Source organism: Halobacteriovorax sp. CON-3 (assembly GCF_043196995.1).
Lineage (GTDB): Bacteria > Bdellovibrionota > Bacteriovoracia > Bacteriovoracales > Bacteriovoracaceae > Halobacteriovorax_A.
The window spans coordinates 249,289-270,463 of the sequence record NZ_JBEBNA010000002.1; the positions used below are offsets into that span (position 1 = coordinate 249,289).

At 37.0% G+C, this 21,175-nt stretch carries 24 protein-coding genes; 14 read left to right on the plus strand and 10 right to left on the minus strand.

What is annotated here, in order from left to right; all coding sequences use genetic code 11:
* Positions 1-1,260 (minus strand): beta-ketoacyl-ACP synthase II, encoded by a 1,260-nt coding sequence (fabF, locus tag ABMA72_RS11840; RefSeq protein ID WP_392858485.1) that lies wholly within the window; start codon positions 1,258-1,260, stop codon positions 1-3.
* A 224-nt stretch (positions 1,261-1,484) separates the two neighbouring features.
* Between fabF and ABMA72_RS11845 the strand changes: the two genes are divergently transcribed.
* Together ABMA72_RS11845 and ABMA72_RS11850 are read left to right on the plus strand one after the other, a co-directional pair.
* A complete protein-coding gene (locus ABMA72_RS11845; RefSeq protein WP_393057236.1) occupies positions 1,485-3,074 on the plus strand; it encodes a protein-glutamine glutaminase family protein in 1,590 nt (529 codons plus the stop codon).
* 11 nt (positions 3,075-3,085) lie between these two features.
* Positions 3,086-3,343, plus strand: a complete 258-nt coding sequence (locus ABMA72_RS11850; RefSeq protein ID WP_393057238.1) for a hypothetical protein — start codon at positions 3,086-3,088, stop codon at positions 3,341-3,343.
* Positions 3,344-3,394: 51 nt separating this feature from the next.
* Here ABMA72_RS11850 and acpP read toward each other — a convergent pair whose 3' ends face one another.
* The 7 genes from acpP to ABMA72_RS11885 all read right to left on the minus strand — a co-directional run bounded on the left by acpP (position 3,395) and on the right by ABMA72_RS11885 (position 9,005).
* Positions 3,395-3,619 carry an acyl carrier protein gene (gene acpP / locus ABMA72_RS11855; protein WP_021268262.1) on the minus strand — a complete coding sequence of 75 codons (225 nt, stop codon included), beginning with the start codon at positions 3,617-3,619 and terminating at the stop codon, positions 3,395-3,397.
* Between the two features lie 85 nt (positions 3,620-3,704).
* Positions 3,705-4,469, minus strand: a complete 765-nt coding sequence (fabG, locus tag ABMA72_RS11860) for a 3-oxoacyl-ACP reductase FabG (protein WP_392858491.1) — start codon at positions 4,467-4,469, stop codon at positions 3,705-3,707.
* A gap of 8 nt (positions 4,470-4,477) precedes the next feature.
* The gene (gene fabD / locus ABMA72_RS11865) at positions 4,478-5,431 is read right to left on the minus strand and encodes an ACP S-malonyltransferase (RefSeq protein ID WP_392858493.1); all 954 of its coding nucleotides are present in this window, start codon (positions 5,429-5,431) and stop codon (positions 4,478-4,480) included.
* Between the two features lie 15 nt (positions 5,432-5,446).
* Entirely contained in the window at positions 5,447-6,445 is a 999-nt protein-coding gene (locus tag ABMA72_RS11870) for a beta-ketoacyl-ACP synthase III (RefSeq protein ID WP_392858494.1), read from the minus strand.
* A gap of 143 nt (positions 6,446-6,588) precedes the next feature.
* Positions 6,589-7,899, minus strand: a complete 1,311-nt coding sequence (locus tag ABMA72_RS11875) for a cytochrome-c peroxidase (protein ID WP_393057240.1) — start codon at positions 7,897-7,899, stop codon at positions 6,589-6,591.
* A gap of 210 nt (positions 7,900-8,109) precedes the next feature.
* Positions 8,110-8,316 carry a 50S ribosomal protein L32 gene (gene rpmF, locus ABMA72_RS11880; protein ID WP_103217831.1) on the minus strand — a complete coding sequence of 69 codons (207 nt, stop codon included), beginning with the start codon at positions 8,314-8,316 and terminating at the stop codon, positions 8,110-8,112.
* Between the two features lie 101 nt (positions 8,317-8,417).
* Positions 8,418-9,005, minus strand: a complete 588-nt coding sequence (locus ABMA72_RS11885; protein ID WP_393057242.1) for a YceD family protein — start codon at positions 9,003-9,005, stop codon at positions 8,418-8,420.
* Positions 9,006-9,087: 82 nt separating this feature from the next.
* Between ABMA72_RS11885 and ABMA72_RS11890 the strand changes: the two genes are divergently transcribed.
* Genes ABMA72_RS11890 through ABMA72_RS11935 form a run of 10 tightly spaced genes read left to right on the plus strand, consistent with a single transcriptional unit; the run spans position 9,088 to position 18,514 of the window.
* Entirely contained in the window at positions 9,088-9,594 is a 507-nt protein-coding gene (locus ABMA72_RS11890) for a shikimate kinase (RefSeq protein ID WP_392858501.1), read from the plus strand.
* A 59-nt stretch (positions 9,595-9,653) separates the two neighbouring features.
* The gene (locus tag ABMA72_RS11895; RefSeq protein WP_392858503.1) at positions 9,654-11,006 is read left to right on the plus strand and encodes a hypothetical protein; all 1,353 of its coding nucleotides are present in this window, start codon (positions 9,654-9,656) and stop codon (positions 11,004-11,006) included.
* The gene (gene alr, locus ABMA72_RS11900) at positions 11,003-12,130 is read left to right on the plus strand and encodes an alanine racemase (protein WP_392858505.1); all 1,128 of its coding nucleotides are present in this window, start codon (positions 11,003-11,005) and stop codon (positions 12,128-12,130) included. The genes ABMA72_RS11895 and alr overlap by 4 nt, the downstream gene beginning before the upstream one ends.
* 37 nt (positions 12,131-12,167) lie before the next feature.
* Entirely contained in the window at positions 12,168-12,968 is an 801-nt protein-coding gene (locus ABMA72_RS11905) for an MlaE family ABC transporter permease (RefSeq protein WP_392858507.1), read from the plus strand.
* A 1-nt stretch (position 12,969) separates the two neighbouring features.
* On the plus strand, positions 12,970-13,722 hold the full coding sequence (locus ABMA72_RS11910; protein ID WP_392858509.1) for an ABC transporter ATP-binding protein: 753 nt from the start codon (positions 12,970-12,972) through the stop codon (positions 13,720-13,722).
* Between the two features lie 27 nt (positions 13,723-13,749).
* Entirely contained in the window at positions 13,750-15,120 is a 1,371-nt protein-coding gene (locus tag ABMA72_RS11915) for an MlaD family protein (protein WP_392858510.1), read from the plus strand.
* Between the two features lie 14 nt (positions 15,121-15,134).
* Complete coding sequence (locus tag ABMA72_RS11920; RefSeq protein ID WP_393057244.1) at positions 15,135-16,232, plus strand: hypothetical protein; 1,098 nt, start codon at positions 15,135-15,137, stop codon at positions 16,230-16,232.
* Positions 16,233-16,261: 29 nt separating this feature from the next.
* Positions 16,262-17,323, plus strand: a complete 1,062-nt coding sequence (locus ABMA72_RS11925; RefSeq protein WP_392858514.1) for a hypothetical protein — start codon at positions 16,262-16,264, stop codon at positions 17,321-17,323.
* Positions 17,320-17,907, plus strand: coding sequence for an L-threonylcarbamoyladenylate synthase (locus tag ABMA72_RS11930; protein ID WP_392858517.1), 588 nt, complete (start codon positions 17,320-17,322; stop codon positions 17,905-17,907). The genes ABMA72_RS11925 and ABMA72_RS11930 overlap by 4 nt, the downstream gene beginning before the upstream one ends.
* Complete coding sequence (locus ABMA72_RS11935; protein ID WP_393057246.1) at positions 17,891-18,514, plus strand: methyltransferase; 624 nt, start codon at positions 17,891-17,893, stop codon at positions 18,512-18,514. Before ABMA72_RS11930 ends, ABMA72_RS11935 begins: the two co-directional genes overlap by 17 nt.
* Here ABMA72_RS11935 and ABMA72_RS11940 read toward each other — a convergent pair.
* Positions 18,497-19,027, minus strand: coding sequence for a DUF721 domain-containing protein (locus tag ABMA72_RS11940; RefSeq protein ID WP_198011897.1), 531 nt, complete (start codon positions 19,025-19,027; stop codon positions 18,497-18,499). The genes ABMA72_RS11935 and ABMA72_RS11940 overlap by 18 nt on opposite strands.
* 77 nt (positions 19,028-19,104) lie before the next feature.
* On the opposite strand from ABMA72_RS11940, the gene ABMA72_RS11945 reads away from it, so the two are divergent.
* Both ABMA72_RS11945 and ABMA72_RS11950 read left to right on the plus strand, forming a co-directional pair.
* Complete coding sequence (locus ABMA72_RS11945; RefSeq protein ID WP_392858522.1) at positions 19,105-19,764, plus strand: hypothetical protein; 660 nt, start codon at positions 19,105-19,107, stop codon at positions 19,762-19,764.
* A complete protein-coding gene (locus ABMA72_RS11950) occupies positions 19,724-20,680 on the plus strand; it encodes a hypothetical protein (RefSeq protein WP_393057248.1) in 957 nt (318 codons plus the stop codon). The genes ABMA72_RS11945 and ABMA72_RS11950 overlap by 41 nt, the downstream gene beginning before the upstream one ends.
* A 97-nt stretch (positions 20,681-20,777) precedes the next feature.
* Here the strand turns inward: ABMA72_RS11950 and rpsT are convergent, their stop codons facing one another.
* Positions 20,778-21,038 carry a 30S ribosomal protein S20 gene (gene rpsT / locus ABMA72_RS11955; protein ID WP_021268462.1) on the minus strand — a complete coding sequence of 87 codons (261 nt, stop codon included), beginning with the start codon at positions 21,036-21,038 and terminating at the stop codon, positions 20,778-20,780.
* Between the last annotated feature and the right edge of the window lie 137 nt (positions 21,039-21,175).

The window sequence follows — 21,175 nt, forward strand, 5'->3', positions numbered from 1 at the left end:
TTAATCCTCAATTTTCTTCAGAACTAGTGAAGAGTTAGTCGACCCAAAACCGAATGAGTTATTTAGGGCGTATTTAATATCTTTCTTAACTGCAGTGTTTGCAGTGTAGTTAAGATCACATTTTGGATCTTGATTGTCTAAGTTAATTGTTGGAGGGATGATCCCGTGGTGAAGGGCAAGAGCTGTGAAAACAGTTTCAACACCACCTGCTGCACCAAGGAGGTGACCAGTCATTGACTTAGTTGAAGAGACGTTAATTTTTTTAGCGTGTTCTTCTCCAAGAACTCTTTTAATTGCACCAGTTTCAGCAACATCTCCAAGTGGAGTCGAAGTTCCGTGTGCATTTACGTAATCAATATCTTCCGGTCTTATCCCAGCGTCTTCGATTGCTTTTTTCATACAACCATAAGCGCCGTCTCCCTCTGGATGTGGAGCTGTAATATGGTGAGCATCAGAAGTTGCACCATGACCTACGATCTCAGCATAGATCTTAGCACCACGTTTAACGGCACTATCATAGTCTTCAAGAATTAGAACACCAGCACCTTCACCCATAACAAAACCATCACGATCTATATCAAATGGACGAGAAGCTTTTGTTGGCTCGTCTGTACGCTTTGAGAAAGCTTTCATATTAATGAAGCCACCCATTCCAAGGTTACAGATAACAGCCTCAGTACCACCTGTAATCATCAGGTCGTGACGTCCTGAGCGAATCTCCTCAACTGCATTTGAAATAGCGTGACATGAAGATGCACATGCTGAAGAAACTGTGTAGTTAACTCCCATAAAGCCGTGTCTAATACTTAGAACACCTGATGCCATATTTGGAATAATTGCTGGAATGAAGAAAGGTGAGATACGACGTGGGCCGCGCTCAACAAATGTCTTCGCTGTTTCTTCTGTGATTGGGAAACCACCAATACCAACACCTAGGATTGCACCAACTTTGTACTTATCAAAATCTTCTAGGTTTGCACCTGAGTCTTTTAGCGCTTCTTCTGTGGCATGAAGTGCAAAGTGAATGAAGCGGTCATATTTCTTTGCCTCACGAGCTTCCATGATACTTTCATCTAATTCGAAGTTCTTAACTTCACCGGCAATCTTGATTGCAAGGTCTGGAATAGGGAAGCTTTCAGCTTCTGAGATTCCTGACTTACCTTCGATTAAACCATTCCAAACTTCTTGCGTGTTTTGACCTAAACCACAAATTGTTCCAAGGCCTGTGATAACAACACGTTTATTACTTCTGTTACTCATATATATTCCTTTATCTTCCTTTATTTTTTATTCAATTCTTCTAAGTTTTTTTCCTAGTATTTGATAATTTTGCAGGCATTTTGACAAGGCGTAGAGGGTCTTAATTTTTACGCTTTTCAAGGATTACTGTTTAATATTTAACGCAATTTCAATAGGTTGAACGCTATATCTATTTTTATCATTAATAACTTAATATTTTTAACGACTTATACGATAAGACTGCCATGAAAAAGATTAACCTATTAATTTTATCAATTTTATCTGTTTACACTTTTGGCGCAAAGGTTTCCGTTGAATTTGCCAATGATATGCGCTTTGACAGCTGTAATGCTCCCGCAGAAGTTCCGGTTGTCATTTGTGAAGATGGCGACTCACAGGTCGTTCTTCAGCGAAATCAAAGTGGTCACCTATTTGGGATTTATCGCAATGGAAGCACCAAGGAAACTGAGCTTTTTCCTGTTAGGACGATTAGCGATGGAAAAGAAATTATTTTTCATAATGCCAATAGTAAGCAATTTGTTTCTCAAAGAGCAGTACAAGAATTTGATACACCGGCCGCTCGTATCCAAGCAATGGATGAGGCCCAAAAATCTATCTTCTCACTTATTAGAAATATTGATCCTTCCCAAGAAGAAATTAGGGATAGCCTACAGAATATCTTAGAAGGTGTTGAAGACGATATTGAAAATCAAAATGAAAAGGTGACTCAAGCATACACAAAGATGTGGGTCCAAGATAATAATAACAAAAATCATCAGTGTGAGATGGCCACTAAGTGTACTATTAAAAAGTGTGGCGATAATCACTACATAATCTTTGATCCAGCTCGTAATGTGTATATGCCTATCAATTACTCTCGCGATACGAGAGGTAATGCTCAGTTCACTAAGAACGATAGTTATATCAAGTATGCTCGTACTCTTGGTGGTGCTGTTATTGAGAGAAATGAAGAGTATGAGAAGTCACGTCTTACTGTTCAAAGAAAGGCACCTGAAGCGATGGGGCACAACTCCACAACTTTCTTCAGCATGCAGGATGCTGGATTTAGCGACTACCTAAAAACAGTTCTTCCTCATTGTCCAAAAGAGATTCAGGGAGATATTATCGGCCTTGGAAGGCAATCGGTGCGCGAAAGAGATAATTTAGACTTCGTTCATCTTGTTGATGTCGTAAACGGAAATATCAATAGCCAGTATATCAATCGCCAGTTCTTACCAAAGAATAGCTGTCGCGATGGTGATAGTTACTATGCTGCTGATTCATATGAAAAAGTTCAAGACTATCGTCCACGTGCTAGTGGTGTTATCTCGATTCAAAAAGCAAATGAGCTTTTTAAGAAGGCCCGTGCAATGGAAGGGATGGCCTGGCAGTACGTACAAGACGGATGCTATGCTCGTTCAGAACTTATGGTTAATATGTTTGAAGAAGAAGGTGTTATCGCAGATAAGGCCTGGGCATCAGGAAAACTTAAAATTCCTAATCAGCAATATCCTTACTGGAGTTATCATACGGCACCTGTTGTTTATGTTGATAATGGAAGAGGCGGAGTTTCAAAGATGATCATTGATCCTGCTATTGCTTCAAAACCGATTCATGTTAATGAGTGGCTAGAGACAATGGGAGCAGATGCTTCTAAGGTCGATCATGTGGGCTTTCCTCCAAGTTTAGATGCTGTGAGTGTAGGTAAGACTGCTTTTGGAATTGCTAGTAGGGAATCATATCACCCACAAACTGCGGCCAATATGATGAGCCGTGAAGCAAGATCAAAGGCAGCTAAGGAACTACTAGCAAATTATGAGAAGAGAATTCTTTAGGAATAAGTAAAATGAAAAAAATAATTCTTTGTACATTACTAAGCTTTGTATCTACTTATGCGGCCAATCTGGCCACATCACAATACCATGTCTCAACTTTTAAGTTAGAGAAAGATGAAATTACTGTTAGCTTCGTGGAGAGTGCTCCCTTTTACCGAGCGAGTAAAAAAGATGCGAAGTGCTTTCAAAAGGCAATTAAGTCAAAAGAGAAGGTTGAGATTAAGTACGATTACAAAACTTTTCAGATTAAAAGTTGTAAAAATTTTTAAAAAGAAAGCCTGCAATACGCAGGCTTTTTTTATCTAAGAATTAATTTTTGATTATTGCTTAGACTCTAGGTACTTAACAACGTCTTGAACAGACTTAAGACCTTCTGCATCTTCTTCTGGAATTTGAATATCAAATTCGTCTTCCATTTTCATCATAAGTTCAACGATGTCTAGTGAGTCTAGGTTTAGATCGTCTACGAATGAAGTTGTAGCATTGATTTTTGCGATATCGATTTTTGTTTGATCCGCTACTAGTTGAATTACTTTTTGTTCCATATTTGTCTCCTAATAAATATATTAAGTTATAAACTCAATTTCTCTCTCTTATATAAAAATTTAATTTTAGTATATTAATATTTTTCTAGATATAAAGTCCACCGTCAATTTTAATAACTTCACCTGTAATATATCCTGACGCTTGGCTAAGTAGAAAACACACAAGATTTGATACATCTTCAGTTGACCCAAAGCGTGAAGTTGGAATCGAAGCAATATAGGCTTCTTTCGCTTTTTCTTCAAGGGCATCAGTCATATCAGTTTGAATAAAACCTGGACAGATTGCGTTACAGCGAATGTTGCGGCTAGCTAATTCTTTCGCAATTGACTTCGTTGCACCAATTAAACCTGCCTTAGATGCTGCATAGGCCGTTTGAGAAACATTTCCCATAAGACCAACAACTGAGCTCATATTAACAATCGATACATTTTCAGCTTTTAAGAATCCACGTGAACAGATACTTGTTAGCATGATTGCACCCTTAAGGTTCGTATCAATTACTGCGTCAAGATCTGCTTTTCTTGTTCTTAGAAGAAGAGTGTCTTTTGAAACACCAGCGTTGTTTACAAGACCTTCAACTGGACCAAACTCTTTTACGAAGTCATTTACGGCAGTCTTCATTTGTTCTTCATTATTAAGATCAAACATTAGTCCCGTTACATTTGAAGCACCAAGCTCTTTAAGTTGAGACTCTACTTCTTTAGCTACATCTTCTTTCCCTTCACGGTAGTTGAAGATTACGTGAGCACCTTGGGCAGCTAGTGATTTTGCAATATCTAGCCCGATACCACGGCTTGCGCCAGTTACTAATACTCTTTTATTTTTTAAATCATTATAAGTTGCAATCATATTTGCTCCTATGAGTTTAAAGCTTCCTTAAGCTCATCAAAAGCACCTTCTTTATCAAGTGAGATAACTTTGATGTTACGGTTAATCTTTCTTGCTAGTCCCATTAGAACTCGTCCTGGCCCAACCTCAACACAAAGAGTGTCATCGTCTAGGCTTGCAAAACTTTGAGTCCAAAGAACTGAACCATCAATTTGCTTGATCAGGTTCTCTTTTACAACTTCACCGTCTGTACCAATTTGATACTTTTTGGCGTCAATATTGGCAATATAAGGAATTGTCGTTTTATTAAAAGTTACGTCATTAAAAAATGCTGCCATATTCTCTCTGGCCGGCTTCATTAGGCTAGAGTGGAATGGTGCACTAACTTTTAATTCAACTGTCTTATGTGGGTCTGAGAAGTTTTCTGAGATCCAAGCAACGGCCTTGTCACAGGCATCTGCATGTCCTGAAATAACGATTTGCCCTGGCTCATTAAAGTTGGCAGGCATAACTTCGTTACCTTCTGTTGAAACTTCTTTGCATGCCTTTTCAACGATTTCAGCAGGAACTCTCATAACGGCATACATTTTTCCCATTCCCGCAGGAACAGCTTCTTGCATGTATTTACCACGATTGTGAACAGATCTTAGAGCATCTTCAAAGCTTAGCGCACCTGCTGCAACAAGAGCAGGGTACTCACCAACAGAGTGTCCAAGTACACATGAAACCTCAACGCCAGCTTCATCTAAAATCTCTTTAGCTTTTTGAAAAAGACCAATTGAGTAAGTTAGGATTGCTGGTTGTGTATTTTGAGTAAGTGTAAGCTCTTGTTCAGGGCCTTCAAGCATAATCTTTGAAAGATTGTAGCCAAGAGCACTGTTTGCTTTTTCAAGTAATTCAAATGATGGGTGTCCTTCAAGACTCTTTCCCATTCCTACGTATTGTGATCCCTGACCAGGGAAAATCAAAACAACTTTTTTCATAATATAAAACCTTAATTAATACCTAAGTAGAGTTGCTCCACTAGTTAAACCTGCACCAAATGCATCTAGCAATAATAGCTGACCACGCTTGATTCTTCCATCAACAATTGCTTCGTGCATTGCGATTGGAACAGTTGCAGCTGATGTATTTGCATATTTATCAATATTAACAATAACTTTTTCAGGATTAATTCCTAGAAGCTTTCCAGTTGTTTCGATAATTCTCACGTTTGCTTGGTGAGGAATTAACCAATCAACTTCTTCAAGGTCTTTACCTGCTTTTTCTAAAACTTTCTTTGCATTTTCGGCAAGAGTTCTCGTTGCTACACGGAACATTTCTTTACCTTTCATTTGCATATAGTGAGTTCTCTCGTTTAAGTGTTGAGCTGTGATTGGATCAACTGCTCCACCAACTGGTTGGTCAAAGAATTCTTTCCCTGCACCATCTGCACCTAGTTCAAGTGATAGGATATCTGAATCATCACCATCTTCATTTGCACCAACAATAGCAACACCACAACCATCTCCAAAAAGAATACAAGTGTTACGATCTTCCCAGTTAACTTCTCTTGATAGCATTTCAGAGCCAACAACAAGTGCATTCTTAATTGCACCCATGCGAATCAGTCCTGTTACCATATTTAAACCGTAAACAAATCCAGAACAAGCTGCTGCGATATCAATTGCCGCACACTTATTTGTGATTCCTAATTTTTGTTGAAGAATACAAGCTGTATTTGGAAGTTTATAATCTGGAGTAACTGAAGCGAAGATAATCATATCAATATCATTCGGTTCAAGGTTTGCTGCTTTTAATGCATCTTGAGTTGCATGGTAGGCCATATCACTTGGCCACTCGCCGCCTTCTGTTGAGCAAATATGACGTTGACGAATTCCCGTTCTTTCATAAATCCATTCATCACTTGTTTCGACCATACTTTCTAGATCGACATTTGTTCTAACTTCTTTTGGAGCGTAGATTCCAGTTCCTTTAATTTTTACTTTAATATCCATTTAAATTCCTAATCTTGGTAATAAAAAATTGCGCCTATTTTATTGAGTATAACAATGATGGGGAAGGGCAGGGGCGTTATTATTTGACACTGTGTGTTTTTTGGTCAATTTTACAAAAAAAGGCCACGTTTGTGGCCCTATGTTCATTTTAAAAGTTTAGAAGCTTCTTCAAGCCTTTGTAGACGGCGTGAAGACAATCCTGTCTTTAGGAATTGAACAAGATCTGCCTTCTCATCCTCCGTTAGCTGTAGAGGACGCCTAATATCGTCATCGCTTATTAACTGATATCGCAATTTATTGTTAATAAAATTTTCATCTTTAATGATTTTTTCTTCGTAATGACCTTGAGTTACTTCGTTAACAATATAGTTTTTTATTGCTGGGCGAGTGTGATTATAGTGATCAACAACCTCTTCTAGGGTCTCGTAAACACCGTTGTGCATATATGGAGCAGATAAGTGTATATTTCTAAGGGGTGGTGTCCTGAAATTATATTGATCCGCTTTATTGCCTGTTACTTCAAATCGTCCTTTGTCATTTAGAGTGGACGTTGCGCTAATTGGCCCAATCTGAGGCAACCCAATTGATTTATAATCCCAGTCTGTTAAATGCTGGCCACTGTGGCAATTGATACAAGCGCCTTTGTCTAAGAAAGTTTTAAGCCCTCTTTTTTCAGAATCATTTAATGCACTAAGATCACCATTTAAGTATTCATCATAAGGCGTATCAACAAGATTGAAGTTTCTTGTGATGAAGGCCGCAAGTGCGTTGGCGACGTGTGAGATATCAATTTTACCGGCCTTGAAGTCTTTCGGATATGCTCTCTTAAAAAGGTTTTGGTACATGGCATTCTTAGAGCCATTTAAAAGACGATCAACATATGCATCCCATTTTGCAAGGTCACCTTTTTGAGAAGCGATTTCATTATTCTTTCCTAACATCTCTTCAACTGAAAGAAGTGGAAAGATAACTTGCGCGGCCAGAGCATTGCGAATTTTCTTATTTAATTCTGTCTTAGCATTAAGTTCCTTACTTGGAGTTTTGAATTCTCCCTTAGTCCAGTCAACATGAACTCTTCCGTCCCAAAACATATCTGTGATTTCATCGTAGCCAAGATTGATTAATGCTGGTGCATGGCGCTTGATAATGAGGCCTTTACCGTCTTGAATGCGACTTTTTCCAAGTCCTGCACCACCTGTACCAATCGAGAATGGAATATTGTCTCCTGTTCCCAGCATTGGATGATGACAATGCATGCATGTAATATCTTTATTTCCACTAAGGCGAACCTCTGCAAATAATCTTGAACCTAGAATCACTTCATTTTGATTTTGTAATTGTGATTGAGGTAGGGAAGTTAAGTTGTGTTTTTTGATGAGCTTGGAAAGTGCTTCATCTAGAGGTGATAGTGCAAATGTATTAAAAACGAATGCAATTGTTAAAAGTAATCTCATGTGTCTCTCTCTTAGTTTGTGTAGTTAGTTTATACTAAAAGAAAGTTTGATGGGTCAAACTGATTTTTATTAGGTTCCAGCAGACTTTTACGTAAGCACGGCATTATTGAGACAACGCATCGCTTACGTAAAAGTCTGCTGGAACCCTGTAAAAACGCAAAAAGCCCACTCGACGAGTGGGCTTTCTTATATGAAAAATAATAAATTATCTTATTCTTCTACTTCTTCTCTATCTGCTTTCGTAGCGAAGACTTTCTTACCTTTCCAATAACCAGATGGAGAGATACATCCTTTCTTCGTTAGTTCACCAGTTGTTGAATCAGCTACAACTACATTGTTCGCGTAAAGCTTGTGTGTTTGTCCAGCTCTTCTTAGGCCTTTTCTTGAAACACTTGTCTTCTTCTTAGGTACTGCCATTTTCTACTCCGTTATATTCAACTTCAATTTTTAACTACAATTATGAGCTTACTTTATTACCTTACTCACTTCATTATTACAAGCCTAAAAGTTAGGCCAAATTAATTGCTATGTCCGCAACTGTCTGTATTTAGGTCGACTCCACAAGTTTGGCAAAGACCTTTGCAATCTGCGTCATGAACTGGGTAGTGATTTATGGCCAAAAAGCAGTTTTCAGCTACTGCTTCTCTTAAATCTGCCTTACCTCTGTCATGAAAAAACATATCGGCCGTTTCATCTGAAATATAAATTTCGTCGACTTCTTCATACTCTGGGTCGTCTTCATATCTCTTATTAATGAAAGCACATGTAAATTCAGTTTCAAACTCTTGTGGAGTGTCTAGTAAACAGCGAACACAAGTTGCTGTATAGGCTCCAGAAGCTTTTCCTTTTACAATAAGGTGCTCTCCAAAAGTATAGTCACGAGCATTCTTTAGTTGAAGCTCAACATTTAAGTGCTCAAAGCCTTCAGGCTTAACTTCCGGATCGAAGTCCTTTGTGATGCCATCAAGAATTGATTTTACCCATTCATTATTCTTATCAGTTAGTTGGTAAGTTTCAAACTCGTCACCAACACGAGAGATAAGAATCGTTGAGTCTTTCAAGAATGTATTATCTTTATTTACGATTTGCATTTTATCCTCTGTCATTTGAACTCTCTGTTTATATTGCGAAGGGCCAAAAGGCAAGAAAATTAGGACATTATGAACGTAATCGTGTACTTTTTTACTTATGAGAATCTTTCTAACGGGCTTTTCTGGAGCCGGCAAAACAACATTTGGTGAGAAATTATCTAAGGATGATCAATTTCAAGTATTTGACTTAGATGAGGAAATCTTTAATCGCATGGGGACTGGGTATGACTCACTAGCTGAGTATATCCAAGACATTGGAATCGATGAATTTCGCAAAGACGAAATTGATATGATTAAGCTTCTTCACCAGAATATGAAAGATGACTACCTTATCTCACTAGGGGCCGGTGCACTTGATGAGCAAGATGTTGTTGATTTTATCTCTGAAATTGGCGGAAAACTTGTTTATATTCAAAGTACTTTTGAAGAGTGCTGGGAGAGGCTTAAAAAAGATGGTAATCGCCCATTGGCAAAGAATGGTATGGATTTCATGAAGGATCTTTATGAAAAACGAATTCCACGCTATGAAAAAAGTGATCTATTTCTAACTCAGGCCCAAATTCAAGAAATAAATACAGTAGAAGAGCTCTTAAAATTGCTATAAGCCTTGTATTTTGATACGATTTTAGACGATGTTATGTCCTTAGAAGGAGTTTTTGCGCCATGACAATGATTAGTCCAAAAGTAGCCATTCTTTCTTCAATGATTGAAGATTGTAAGGGATTTTCTAAAATCTTTAAAAATATTAATATTCTTATCGATTCATTTGATGATGCTAATGCATTTCTAATATCTCATATTCAAAGAGAATATGACTTAGTTTTAGTGCGCGCTCAAGATGTGGACTATGAAGGCCAATCTCTATTTGATCGCCCAGAGCTAAAGAAAGTTCAAAGGGTGTTCATCGTAGCCTCAAATTCTGACCTTAAGTCTGTTGCAAAAATTGAAAGTCTTGGCTCAATTTTTACAGAACTCGATCTGCTTGTTCAGGTTCGTGGTGTTCTCGATCAATACAATCGCAAAACAGCACTAATGAGACAGGTGAGTCAATTTGAAACTTTCCACGATAAGTATCGTCATAAGCAAGAAGCATTAGTTGCTAGTCTTGAAAGTGAAAGAACAAAGACTCTATACGGAAAGGACTTTTTTGAAGTTTGTGATTCGATAAACTTTAATAAGGATAATAGTGACTTTAAATCATTAGTTGCAAATGTATTTGAACCACAAGAATTCGTAACAAGCATTACAGTCTTTGATCTTAATCGTAAAACAAATAAATTATGTGCTGTTAAGTACGATGGGATGAAAAATATTAATGTCCCAGATATCTGGCTAGGTCATATTAAACTAAACGGTGTTAATGAGAATGGAATGAATATGGTTAAGAATATTGTTTCTAACCTTGTTCATAATCCTGTTGTCACTCTTGCAATGTCTGCTAACGCTGAAGATATTACAACTGTTGTCGCACTTGAAGTGGACCGCGATTATTTATTTAATTTTAACTGGCAAGTGGTGGAGTCTCTGTTAAGTGGCGTTTATTCTCAACTCGTGAATGCAAATACTCACTCGGCAGCAGTCGCAAGTGCTCAAGGGCCATTTGAGCTATTAGGGCAAATTTCTCAAACAACTCATGGGAGAAACTTAATTGCAGTCGATACGTCTGAAATTACAGACCTTCTAGAATTAAGATCTGACTTTGATTTTGATTGGGAAACATTTTGGCGCGATATGAAGATTAACTTATCGCAGGTAACTAATTTATCAAATATTTATAATATCTCTTTTGAATCAATTATTTTAGATGTTGAAAATGACTTCTTTGATGAGAGCTTTGCGGCAACGAAGGATCTTTGTAAGAATATCCGTTTAGCAAAGTATTTCTCAGGTAAAGATAAGAGTTTAATTCTTTCAATGTCTTTAAATGTTTTTGAAGTTCCATATTCTCAATACTCAATGGTAACAACTGCAAGGAAATTGAAAACTAAGAGATCGTTTCAAGAAAGCACGTTATGAGAATAAAAAGTTGCATGGAGATTAACGTCTCAAATCTTGCAAGTAACTATCAACTACTAAAAGAAATTTGTCCAAGTAATGAGGCCCTTTTTATGGTTAAGGCAAATGCCTATGGCCATGGAATGGTTCCTATCGTTAAATTTGCATACTTTGAATTGGGAATAAAAGAATTTGGTTGTGCTAGTATTGGTGAAGCCTTAAGGCTTCGTGAAGAAATACCAAACGGAGAGTTTGAAGTTTACGTCTTCTCTGACGTGAATCTCGATCTTCAAGAAGCAGCTGATATATATCTCAATAACCGCATCATTCCAGTTTTATCTAATGAATCAAACTTGAAGTACTTCTTAGAGCAGGAAGACTTTAGATACTTTCCACTGTGTTTAAAATTTAACACGGGAATGAATCGTCTTGGTTTAAGGCTTGATCGAGTTGATGAAGTGGTTAAACTAATTAAAGCATCCGGAAGAAAAAGTATTTATCATTTAATGTCTCACTTCTCGAGTTCAAGTTTATCAATGATAAAGAATAAGAGAAATCTTGCGCAGAAGGAAAATTGGCGAGAATTAAAATCTCAATTAACTGCCGCAGGAATTGAAATCGATAAGTCCTCACTAGCAAACTCTGGTGCAATCGAGCAGAAAGTAGGTCTAGAAGAAACTCATGTAAGACCAGGGCTTATGATGTATGGGCCAACTTCACTTCTTCCTCAATATAGTCATTTAAGCTGCTGGCAAGGAAAGTTAATTTCAAGGCTCGAAACAACTTTTATTAATAGCTTTAAAGTTGATCGTGGAACCCCAATAGGCTATGGAGCAACTCCATGTCCAACGGATGGGGTCGTCGGAATATTTGCCCTCGGTTATGGTGATGGGTTCTCAACTCGTTATCAAAATGTTCACCTAAGACACGGTAGTGAAGTCGGCCAGATTGTGGGACGAGTGAATATGGATATGGGACAAATTTTGTTTAATAATCAAGACCTCGAAATAAAAAATGGGGAGAGGTTTGTGGTTTGGGATCAGGAAGGTGAGAACTTCTCTAATATTTGCCTTGAGTCTAAGACAATTCCTTATGAAGTGTTCATTCACTTAACAGAAAGAATTCCCAAAATTTATCGACAGTAAGTAGCAGTTTCACTCTTTTTCCTTTAAAATTTCAGTAATGAATTATTTACTTAGAAGTTTTGTAATCTTTAATGAAAACTTAGGTCGCATCTTTATTAAAAATATAGCGGGCCTTGGTACGATAATGAATTTTATCGTTAGCTTTTTCTATTGGGCAACAAGAAGGCCTTATCGCTTTAAATTATTTTTTGAGCAGATGGACTTCATTGGCAATAAAAGTTTATTCATTATTTTCTTGGCCGGATCATTTACAGGAATGGTTATGGCCTATCAGACCTATTTCGGTTTCAAGTTAATTAATGTTGATTCATTAGTTGGACCGGTTGTTGCTATTACTTTAGCAAAAGAGCTTGCACCTGTTTTAACAGGGCTCATCGTTGCAGGACGTGCTGGAGCCGCAATGGCCGCACAGATTGGAACGATGAAGGTAACAGAACAAATTGATGCTCTTGAGGTTATGGGAATTAGTAGTGTTCAATTTCTTGCGGTTCCAAGAATCGTTGCAGGAACACTTTCTCTTCCGCTTCTTTCGATTTTCTTTTTACTCGTTGGAAATATTGGTTCTTATATCGTCGGAACAATTGCGCTAAAAATTGATGATGCAATTTATCTCTCAAAGCTTGGTCAGTTCATGTATGTCTCAGACATTTTCCAAGGAGTTATTAAAGCAACTGTATTTGGTTTTGTTATTTCTGTTATTGGAACATACTTTGGCTTCTCTGTTACGAAAGGGGCCCAAGGTGTAGGTAAGGGAACAAACTTAGCTGTTGTTTGGGGAATGATCTCCGTACTCGTTCTTGACTATTTCTTAACGAGCTTTTTAGTGCAGGTGATGTAAAATGTTACACTTTAAAGATTCGTCAGTAAAAATATCTAACTTAACTAAGACTTTTGGAAAGCATACAGTTTTAAATGATCTTAGCTTTGATATTGAAAGAGGAAGTATTACAACAATTCTGGGATTCTCAGGAGCTGGTAAGTCGACTCTTTTAAAACATATCCTAGGACTCCATCATCCAACTTCTGGAAAGATTGAAGTTTTAGGTAAAGACCTTTCTCTCTTAGAAGAAGATGAGCTCAGAAAGTTTCGCCAAAATTACGGAATGCTTTTTCAATATGCGGCCTTATTTGATTCTAAGACTACTTATGAAAATGTAGCCTTTCCATTAGAAGAGTTCACAAAAATGAGTCCTAAGGAAATTGAAGAGAAGGTATTTGGTTTACTTAAATCAGTGGGCCTTCAAGAAATTTCATTTGATAAATTACCAAGTGAGCTTTCAGGTGGGATGAGGAAAAGGGTAGGTCTTGCAAGAGCACTTGCCTTGAGTCCACAAGTAATGCTCTATGATGAACCAACTACTGGTCTGGATCCAATTACGACAAAAATGGTCAACGACTTAATCGTCGATACAAGCCATAAACATAAAGATATAGGATTAACGTCAATTATTATTTCTCACGATGTAAAAGCAACGCTGGAAATTTCCGACTACGTTGCCTTCCTAAATCGTGGTAATATTGTTGAGTACTTACCTGCAAAAGAGTTTAGAAATTCAAAGCACCCACTCGTGCAAGAGTTTATTAATCTGTAAGTACTAAGCCTAGGGAAGAGGGTTAAAATGAATGAATTTAAAGTAGGGCTGATGGCCCTAACTGCCATGATAGCAGTTGTTGTCATGTCACTTGTTGTAACTTCAAATCAATCGGGATTTGGAACATATAATGAGTACTACACAACAGTTAGCGATGCATCTGGTATTTTTCCAAAAACACCAATTAAGGTTGCCGGTATTAATGCCGGTCGTATCAAGGATATCCGCCTTATTGGAAATAAAGCAGAAATTACTTTTGAAGTTCTTTCAAGAGTAGGGATTACAAGAGGATCAAAGCTTAAGATTCGTTCTGTTGGTTTCCTTGGTGATAAGTATCTAGAGATTTATATTGAAAACTCAAAAGAAATACTTCCAGATGGTTCAGAGATTATTGCAGAAGAAAAAGCGGGGATTGAAACTCTCTTAAAAGATGCAACTGAAGTTATGCATGATGTGAAGACTCTTGTTGGTAGTATTAAAGAGTCATTTGTTCCTGAAGGTGGCGAGCCGGCCATGAAGAAGATCATTCGCGATGTTCAACTTACTCTAGAAAATACTCGTGAGATGACGGCCAAGCTAAATGATATCGTTGGACGCAATAATGAAAAAATTCAAAATATTGTTAATAACTTAGAAGCCTTCTCTGATCAGATTGCTTTTCAAACAGATGCTAATGAGCCAGAAAGTGCTGTAGCAGACGTGAAGGAAATCTTAAAGAAAACAGATCGCATGATGGCCGACCTCCAAGATCTTGTAAGAGATATTAAAGATGGAAAGGGGACTGTTGGTAAGCTCTTAGTTGAAGAAGAGATTGCTGATGAAGTTAAAACAACTCTAGCAAGTGTTCAAAAAGTTATTGGACGTGTTGATAGTATCCGCACTCAATTCTCTGTTTACACTGGTGCAAATACAGGGACAGGGCAAACTGACACAACTGCTGAACTTAGAATCTTTCCTTCACCTGGTCGCTTCTACTTACTTGGTGTAACAACGGCTGAGTTTGGGCCAGAGAGAAGAAAAGTTACGGAAACAACAGTTGGTGGAACAACAACTACCGTTGATGAGAAGAAGAGAAAGTATAATGATGTTCTTCTTAACCTTCAGCTTGGACGTCGAATTGATAATTGGACGTTCCGTGGTGGTCTAATTGAATCTTATGGTGGATTTGCTGTGGATTATAATTTTGATGATTATGGTCTGGTATCGACACTAGAAGTTTTTGATTATCGTGAAGATGTAGGGCCAAATATTCGTGTCGGTCTAGATTTACAACTTTGGAACGTACTTTATGGTAAAATCGAAGGTGAGGATTTAATTAATGACCCACATGCGGTTTACAGTCTTGGGCTTAAGTTTAATGACGAGGACTTAAAAGGATTCATAGGAATTTTTCTATAGGATGTAGTAAATAGATGATGATGGACAATAGAAATTGGCTAATTCGCACAAAATCAAATAAGATTCTTGGCCCACTTTCGAAACAAAAAGTTATCGAATTTGTTCAAGACGGAACACTTACAGACGAAGATGAAATCTGTAGTGGGAATGGTTATTGGTTTTGGATTAAAGAAGACGACTTATTGAATCGTTACTTATTTGGCGAAGAAGAGCAGAATTTCAATCCAGTTTCTGAAGCAAAGACGAAAGTGGCCTCTAGTGTAACAAAGCTAGTAAAGACCACTGGTATCGTTGATAAAATGAAAGACTCAGAAGAGGTAATTCCAGCGACTCCAGAAGTTGAAACTTCAGCGAGTGGAATAATTTCAATTAATACAAATGAAGATGGAGAAGAAATTGTATTACCTGAAGATGGTGATCTCGATTTTCCTGAGCCAATTGATTATAGCAATAACACTCTTCCACAGCATGACGTTCCTGCAGCTCCTGCAAGCACAAGTCCTCTAAAGGATATGGACACTGGCGTAAGCATGTCAGAGGTTGCCCAGGCCATGAATGTTGAAGAGGAAGAAGAAATTGTTCTACCAAGTGATGATGATCTCGATTTTCCTGATATTGGTAGCACTCAATCTACAATCTCTCTTGTTAAAGAAGAGGCTTCAACTGGTAGCCAAATTGATCTTTTAGTAGCGGAAGCTGAAGCAGAGGCCAGTGCGCAGAAAGATTCTGAATTTAAGTCGGACCTTGATGATATTGCTGAAGATGCTAGACTTGCTCTTGAGAGCGAAAAACTGGCCGAACTACCTAAGTCAGCACCCGTTTTAAATGAAGAAGAGGACGATATACAGCCAATGAAGGCCGTTGAAATGCCTCGACCTAAGAAAAAGAAAACTAAGAAAAAATCAGGTAAATCCAAAAAGAAGAAAAGAAAAAGTGACTATAGCTTCGTTTATGTGGCCATTGGTGTTCTTATTATTTTACTTTTCTTTATCTCAAAATTTTATTCGAAATTAGTAGGGAAAGATCTTTTCTCTCAGATGCAATTCAAGATGCCAACAACAACAGTTTTGGCACAAGAGTTTCAAGCAGATAAAAAAAAAAGATATTTTTAAACTACGTTAATATTTCTTACAACTTATCTTTGAGTGGTGTTGAATATAAACCGGAGTTTGTAAAATCACCGCCAGCTAATTGTTCAAATATCTCAAAGTTTGAATTTAATTTAATCTATGCCTTTACAACATCTGGTCAGTCTTCAAATCAGTGGATTGAGTTTCAGGCCAAATGTCAGGAGTTATTCTATTCTGATATTATTATGCAGAATAAGAGCGAGGTCCGCTCAATTAAGCAGGTCGAAGAGTTAGAAAAGGCCCTCAAAATTAAATTTAATAGCAAAAATATTGCTCATCAAAAGTTTTTAAAAAAATTAGAAAGAAGTAATTTTCATCAGCTTGTGCTAGAGATTGTAATAGCGTCTTCTCTTAATAAGGGAGAGTGGCTCACTGGAGTCATCATTGACCTCCTAAAGAGGAATATTGAACTTTACCCTGTATGGATCAATGATAATATTCCAAAGCAGGTCAGAGCTCGTTATGAGGCCGCTCTGATGAGAGTGTTTGATATTGTAAATAGCTCAAGTATAGATGAAGTTTATAAATTAATGCTTTTTAAAAAATTTACTCATATCTCGACAGGAGATAGTCGATTAAAGTTAACACAGCTTCTTAATCAAACATTTGGATCTGCTCTGGAGTTTGATCTATCAAGTTATAAATTTGGAATTAAGCTCGCTCCATTTTGGGTTCAAGAGCTTGACGACTTTAAGATGAAGCAGAAACTTGTTGAGCGTTATTTTAATACACCAGCTATGCAAGGCTTCGATGATTATGGGATTATTCTTTTTGAATATAATATTCCCAATATTGGTAAGAAGAGAGATGATTTAATTAATAAAGTCGCAACTTCATATAAGTCCTATAATTTTGAGAAGATGATGGCGTTAATGGTGGGACTAAGAAATCCTGTTTTTAAAAGAGAGCTTGTTAAGAAAGATTCATTTTTTGAAAGGCCAATATTTAGCATTGAAAGAACATATTTGGCCAATAGGCTAAGTGAAAAAAATAGTAGCTGGATTGCGTTTCATTTACTATATCTAGGTCAAAGGGACGAAAATATAATTAAGAATATAATGGTCGATCTATGAAAAATATCTTTATCTATCCCACTGATACAGTATGGGGAATTGGTGGAAACCCATTTGAAATTGAGACTTATGAGCTAATCGCTAAAATTAAGGGAACTTCAATAAATAAGCCCTTAAGTATCTTAACAAATGATATACAGAATCTAGTAGAAAGCTTTAGCGGATCTGAAAGCTTAGATGAATTATTTGACGAGCTTTTTAAGTATCAAATTACGGTAGGTATTCCTAAGGCCAGTTTGAAGATTAGTTTTCCATCAGGCCCATTTGATGAAACAAATTATATATGTTTTCGAGTAATTCAAAATGAAATAATAGATGAATGCATAAAGGATTTTCCCGGCTTTATTACTTCTACGAGTTTAAATCTAACTGGAGAAGATCCAATTAGTGATACTGATGAGGCAAATCTTTTTTGGCAAAAACATTGTCCCGAAACTAATTTCATTAGTTCAGAGTTTTTAGTTCCAAGTGGTAAATCTTCAACAATCGTATTTATCTCTGGCCTTAGTGCAAAGATTATTCGTGAAGGTGAGGATATTCAAAGTATTCTCGAAACTTTAGATAGGCATGGAATTAATTACTAATTATTCTCAACCTGAGTTTTATCGTTTTTCACGTGATTCAATTGAACTAGCAAATCTCGTCGTTAACTATCTTATTGAAAACTCTATTAGTCCTGGAAGAGTTGCAGACCTATGCTGTGGCAGTGGTGTTATCTCTCTTGAGATTATTCAAAAATTAATGGATGACCCTTCTCTCAAGGTGAGCTCTATTGATTTCTATGAACTACAAGAGGATTACAGAAAGCACCTTGAAAATAATATTGGCCAAGTAAGTGAATACTTTCCTAATACAGATTTCAATATCAATATTTGTAACATTCTAAAAAACTTAGAACAGTCTCAAGATCGATTTGATCTAATTGTAATGAATCCTCCATACTTTCATCACGCCAGTGGCCGTTCACCAAAAGATGAAAGAGCAAGAATTTGCCGAGAGTATAAAGATGGACAACTAAAGGGCCTTCTGAATAGAGGTGTTGAGCTTTTATCTGCTAATGGAAAATTCTTCTTTGTTTGCCGTGAGGATAAAGACAGTATCAAAGTTATTGATGAGCTTTCACTTAAGTATCAAGTTGAGAAGGTAAGTGAGGCCAGTTCCTTTTCAATCTATTTACTTCTTCGTTCGTAATTGAAAGTATAAAGACTTTAGCGATTCTTTAAGGTCCTTGTCACCAATATCTCTAAACTCATTCTCTGCTGCCTGCATAATGGCCTTGTATTCGGGCGATTGAGGGTGCAGTCTATTTTCAACTTCTTTCTTTACTTGCTCTTTCTTAACAACTGCAGACTTCTTCTTTGTGAAATATTGATTATCAACTTGGAAGAATACTTTTGTGATATGGCCTTTTGTTTGTGGCAGAACATTACCAATCGATTTGATAATTTCTGTTTCCATATATTTTAGTTGTTGAGCATAGACAGGGTGAGAAGTTAAAATTGTCAGTGACTTGTGCTTAAGCTTTAGTGGAATTGTAAATTGTGAAAGCCTCGGACCAACAATTTTATCCCATGAATTTGAAAGATCGAGGAAGTCAAAAAGATCCACACTTCCAAGTCCTTTTTTCTTTGGAGCATAGTTCTTGTAACGTGCTAATTGCCCGTCAGTATCAATATCTTTGAGGATGTCTTTGAGGTTTTTCACAGCATGCATCATATATTAAATAGGCTCTTACAGTCAAAGTAATAGACGATTCCATTAATCCTAGGCATATTAGTAATATGAAGTTTCTTATACTTATCAGCGTCGTTTTATTGAGCTCTTGTGCGGGGTATCGTTTTAGTGACTCAAGTAATCCGTTTGAGGCACAAGGTGTTCACAGTGTAACAGTTTTTGTTGTTAAGAATCACACGGGAATTACTGGCCTTTCGCAAATCTATACCGATCAAATCGTTGAAACATTATCTTCATTTAGTAACTTAAGAGTTCGTACCGGAAAGAATTATCGCAGTGATGCTATTTTACTTGCGGAAATTACAAGTAAGAAAATGGCCGGTAAGGAAGTAAGAGAGCAGGGTGATACCCTGATGAGTGATGATCAAAAGAATCAACTTGGTGGAAATAGGAATGCCTTCTATCTTTCAACGGAAGGTGCTTATAATTTTGAAGTTGAAGTTAGTGTCTTTAAAAAACCAAATTTTGAAGAAATTAAATTCTATGAATCATTTTATAAATTAGATCATTCTCAATTTCCACGTAGTATCTTCTCAAAGAAGTTCTCTATCAATAGTTCATATATCATTGAAAACACTGTTGGAGGAATCGATAGTTCTGCGCCTTTAAGAAGTGTTAAGAATAGAGGAACATTTAAAAAGTCTCTAGCAGATGATGCGAAGGACTTTGGAGAAGATTTTAGAGAGGTACTTCTTTATGCCTTCTAAAAAGCAAAGCTTTGAACTTAGCGGAATTGATAAGATTGTTTCTATTTTGGAAGCTTTTGAAGGTGTCTACCACTTAAGTGTCCCAGATGAATTTACCTCAAAAATTATTTGTGACAGTTTGGCCAAGAAAGCAAAAAAACTTTGGCCGCATGAGTTTAGTCTCGACTTTATTGAGCAAGAGCTTTTAGCTGGAGGTGGTTTATTTGGCCCTTCTGGCCCATTCATCATTATTGATGCTCAAGATATTAAGGCAAATGCATTCGAAACTTTTAATAATAATCGCAATTTAATTAATGAGTCGATTATTTTTATAACGAAGGGAAGGCTTCCAAAAGGTTTTCCAAAAGATGACTTAACTGCACTTTCTTTAAGTGCTCCAAAGCCGTGGCACTTTGGCCAATACCTCGATGTATTCGCAAAGTACTTTGGTTTTCAAATCTCACCGCAAATTAAAAACTTTATCGAGAAGTCGGTTCCAGATAATGCCAGTGACTATTTCAATTGTTGTCATATTCTTTCTCACCATGTTGATGAAAGGGGAGCAATCTCTCTTGAAAAGGCGAAGTCATTAATTAAGGTTAAGAAGTTAGACTTCTTTGATCAGGCCGATTTATTCAATCAATCAAATCTTAAAAGGTTTTATTTAAACCTACTTCTAATTGAAGATGATTTTGGACTCTACCTCGATTTCTTCCGTTCTTTTCAGGGACACGTGAATAAAGTTATTGATCCTTCGTATTTGGCAGCTAAGAAGTCGCCAAGCAAGTACGATAGAGGAATTCAACTTGCTGCTCGCAAGTGGGACTTTAACGAATTGATCGATTTTCAGCAAAAGATGATTAACTTTGAGATTATGGCCAAGTCTAAGGACTTTTGGCTAAGAGACTGTCTAAGAAGAGAATACTTAGGTCTTTAGAAATATAAGAATTTATTAAGAATATTGAAAAATGAGCACAAACACAAAAAGCGGAGAAGTCTCTCCGCTTTTTATATATTCAAACTTTCGTAAAAGATTAAAGTTTGTTGATTTGGCTAGCTAGTCTAGACGTTTTTCTACCAGCAGCGTTACCTTTGATAACACCGTGCTTAGAAAGACGAGAAAGAAGCTTTTGTGCAGTTACTAGAAGAGATGATGCTTCTTCTTTTTTACCTGCTTCAATAGCGTTTCTTACGTTCTTAACAGCTGATTTAACAGCAGTTTTTCTTGCAGTATTTCTTTCGTTTCTAACAATTGATTGTCTAGATCTTTTCTTTGCAGATTTGTGGTTTGCCACAATCGACTCCTACGTTTAACTTGTTCAACATCTAATTAATAAGCCCCTTTTTATAATCTGCCAAGGGCCCTTTTGCAAGGGAAAAGTTAAATTTACACGATAAGTCACTATAATTTATTGTATGCACTGGGTGGTCC

Excerpts from the sequence above, each read along its gene's own strand:
- fabF (WP_392858485.1), bottom strand. The coding sequence starts at position 1,260 with ATGAGTAACAGAAGTAATAAACGTGTTGTTATCACAGGCCTTGGAACA.
- fabG (WP_392858491.1), bottom strand. The coding sequence starts at position 4,469 with ATGATTGCAACTTATAATGATTTAAAAAATAAAAGAGTATTAGTAACT.
- ABMA72_RS11910 (WP_392858509.1), top strand. The coding sequence starts at position 12,970 with ATGTTACACTTTAAAGATTCGTCAGTAAAAATATCTAACTTAACTAAG.
- ABMA72_RS11885 (WP_393057242.1), bottom strand. The coding sequence starts at position 9,005 with ATGACAGAGGATAAAATGCAAATCGTAAATAAAGATAATACATTCTTG.
- ABMA72_RS11945 (WP_392858522.1), top strand. The coding sequence starts at position 19,105 with ATGAAGTTTCTTATACTTATCAGCGTCGTTTTATTGAGCTCTTGTGCG.
- ABMA72_RS11905 (WP_392858507.1), top strand. The coding sequence starts at position 12,168 with ATGAATTATTTACTTAGAAGTTTTGTAATCTTTAATGAAAACTTAGGT.
- ABMA72_RS11850 (WP_393057238.1), top strand. The coding sequence starts at position 3,086 with ATGAAAAAAATAATTCTTTGTACATTACTAAGCTTTGTATCTACTTAT.
- ABMA72_RS11890 (WP_392858501.1), top strand. The coding sequence starts at position 9,088 with ATGAGAATCTTTCTAACGGGCTTTTCTGGAGCCGGCAAAACAACATTT.
- ABMA72_RS11915 (WP_392858510.1), top strand. The coding sequence starts at position 13,750 with ATGAATGAATTTAAAGTAGGGCTGATGGCCCTAACTGCCATGATAGCA.
- ABMA72_RS11845 (WP_393057236.1), top strand. The coding sequence starts at position 1,485 with ATGAAAAAGATTAACCTATTAATTTTATCAATTTTATCTGTTTACACT.
- ABMA72_RS11895 (WP_392858503.1), top strand. The coding sequence starts at position 9,654 with ATGACAATGATTAGTCCAAAAGTAGCCATTCTTTCTTCAATGATTGAA.
- ABMA72_RS11875 (WP_393057240.1), bottom strand. The coding sequence starts at position 7,899 with ATGAGATTACTTTTAACAATTGCATTCGTTTTTAATACATTTGCACTA.
- acpP (WP_021268262.1), bottom strand. The coding sequence starts at position 3,619 with ATGGAACAAAAAGTAATTCAACTAGTAGCGGATCAAACAAAAATCGAT.
- ABMA72_RS11935 (WP_393057246.1), top strand. The coding sequence starts at position 17,891 with ATGGAATTAATTACTAATTATTCTCAACCTGAGTTTTATCGTTTTTCA.
- ABMA72_RS11930 (WP_392858517.1), top strand. The coding sequence starts at position 17,320 with ATGAAAAATATCTTTATCTATCCCACTGATACAGTATGGGGAATTGGT.
- ABMA72_RS11920 (WP_393057244.1), top strand. The coding sequence starts at position 15,135 with ATGATGATGGACAATAGAAATTGGCTAATTCGCACAAAATCAAATAAG.
- rpmF (WP_103217831.1), bottom strand. The coding sequence starts at position 8,316 with ATGGCAGTACCTAAGAAGAAGACAAGTGTTTCAAGAAAAGGCCTAAGA.
- alr (WP_392858505.1), top strand. The coding sequence starts at position 11,003 with ATGAGAATAAAAAGTTGCATGGAGATTAACGTCTCAAATCTTGCAAGT.
- ABMA72_RS11870 (WP_392858494.1), bottom strand. The coding sequence starts at position 6,445 with ATGGATATTAAAGTAAAAATTAAAGGAACTGGAATCTACGCTCCAAAA.
- fabD (WP_392858493.1), bottom strand. The coding sequence starts at position 5,431 with ATGAAAAAAGTTGTTTTGATTTTCCCTGGTCAGGGATCACAATACGTA.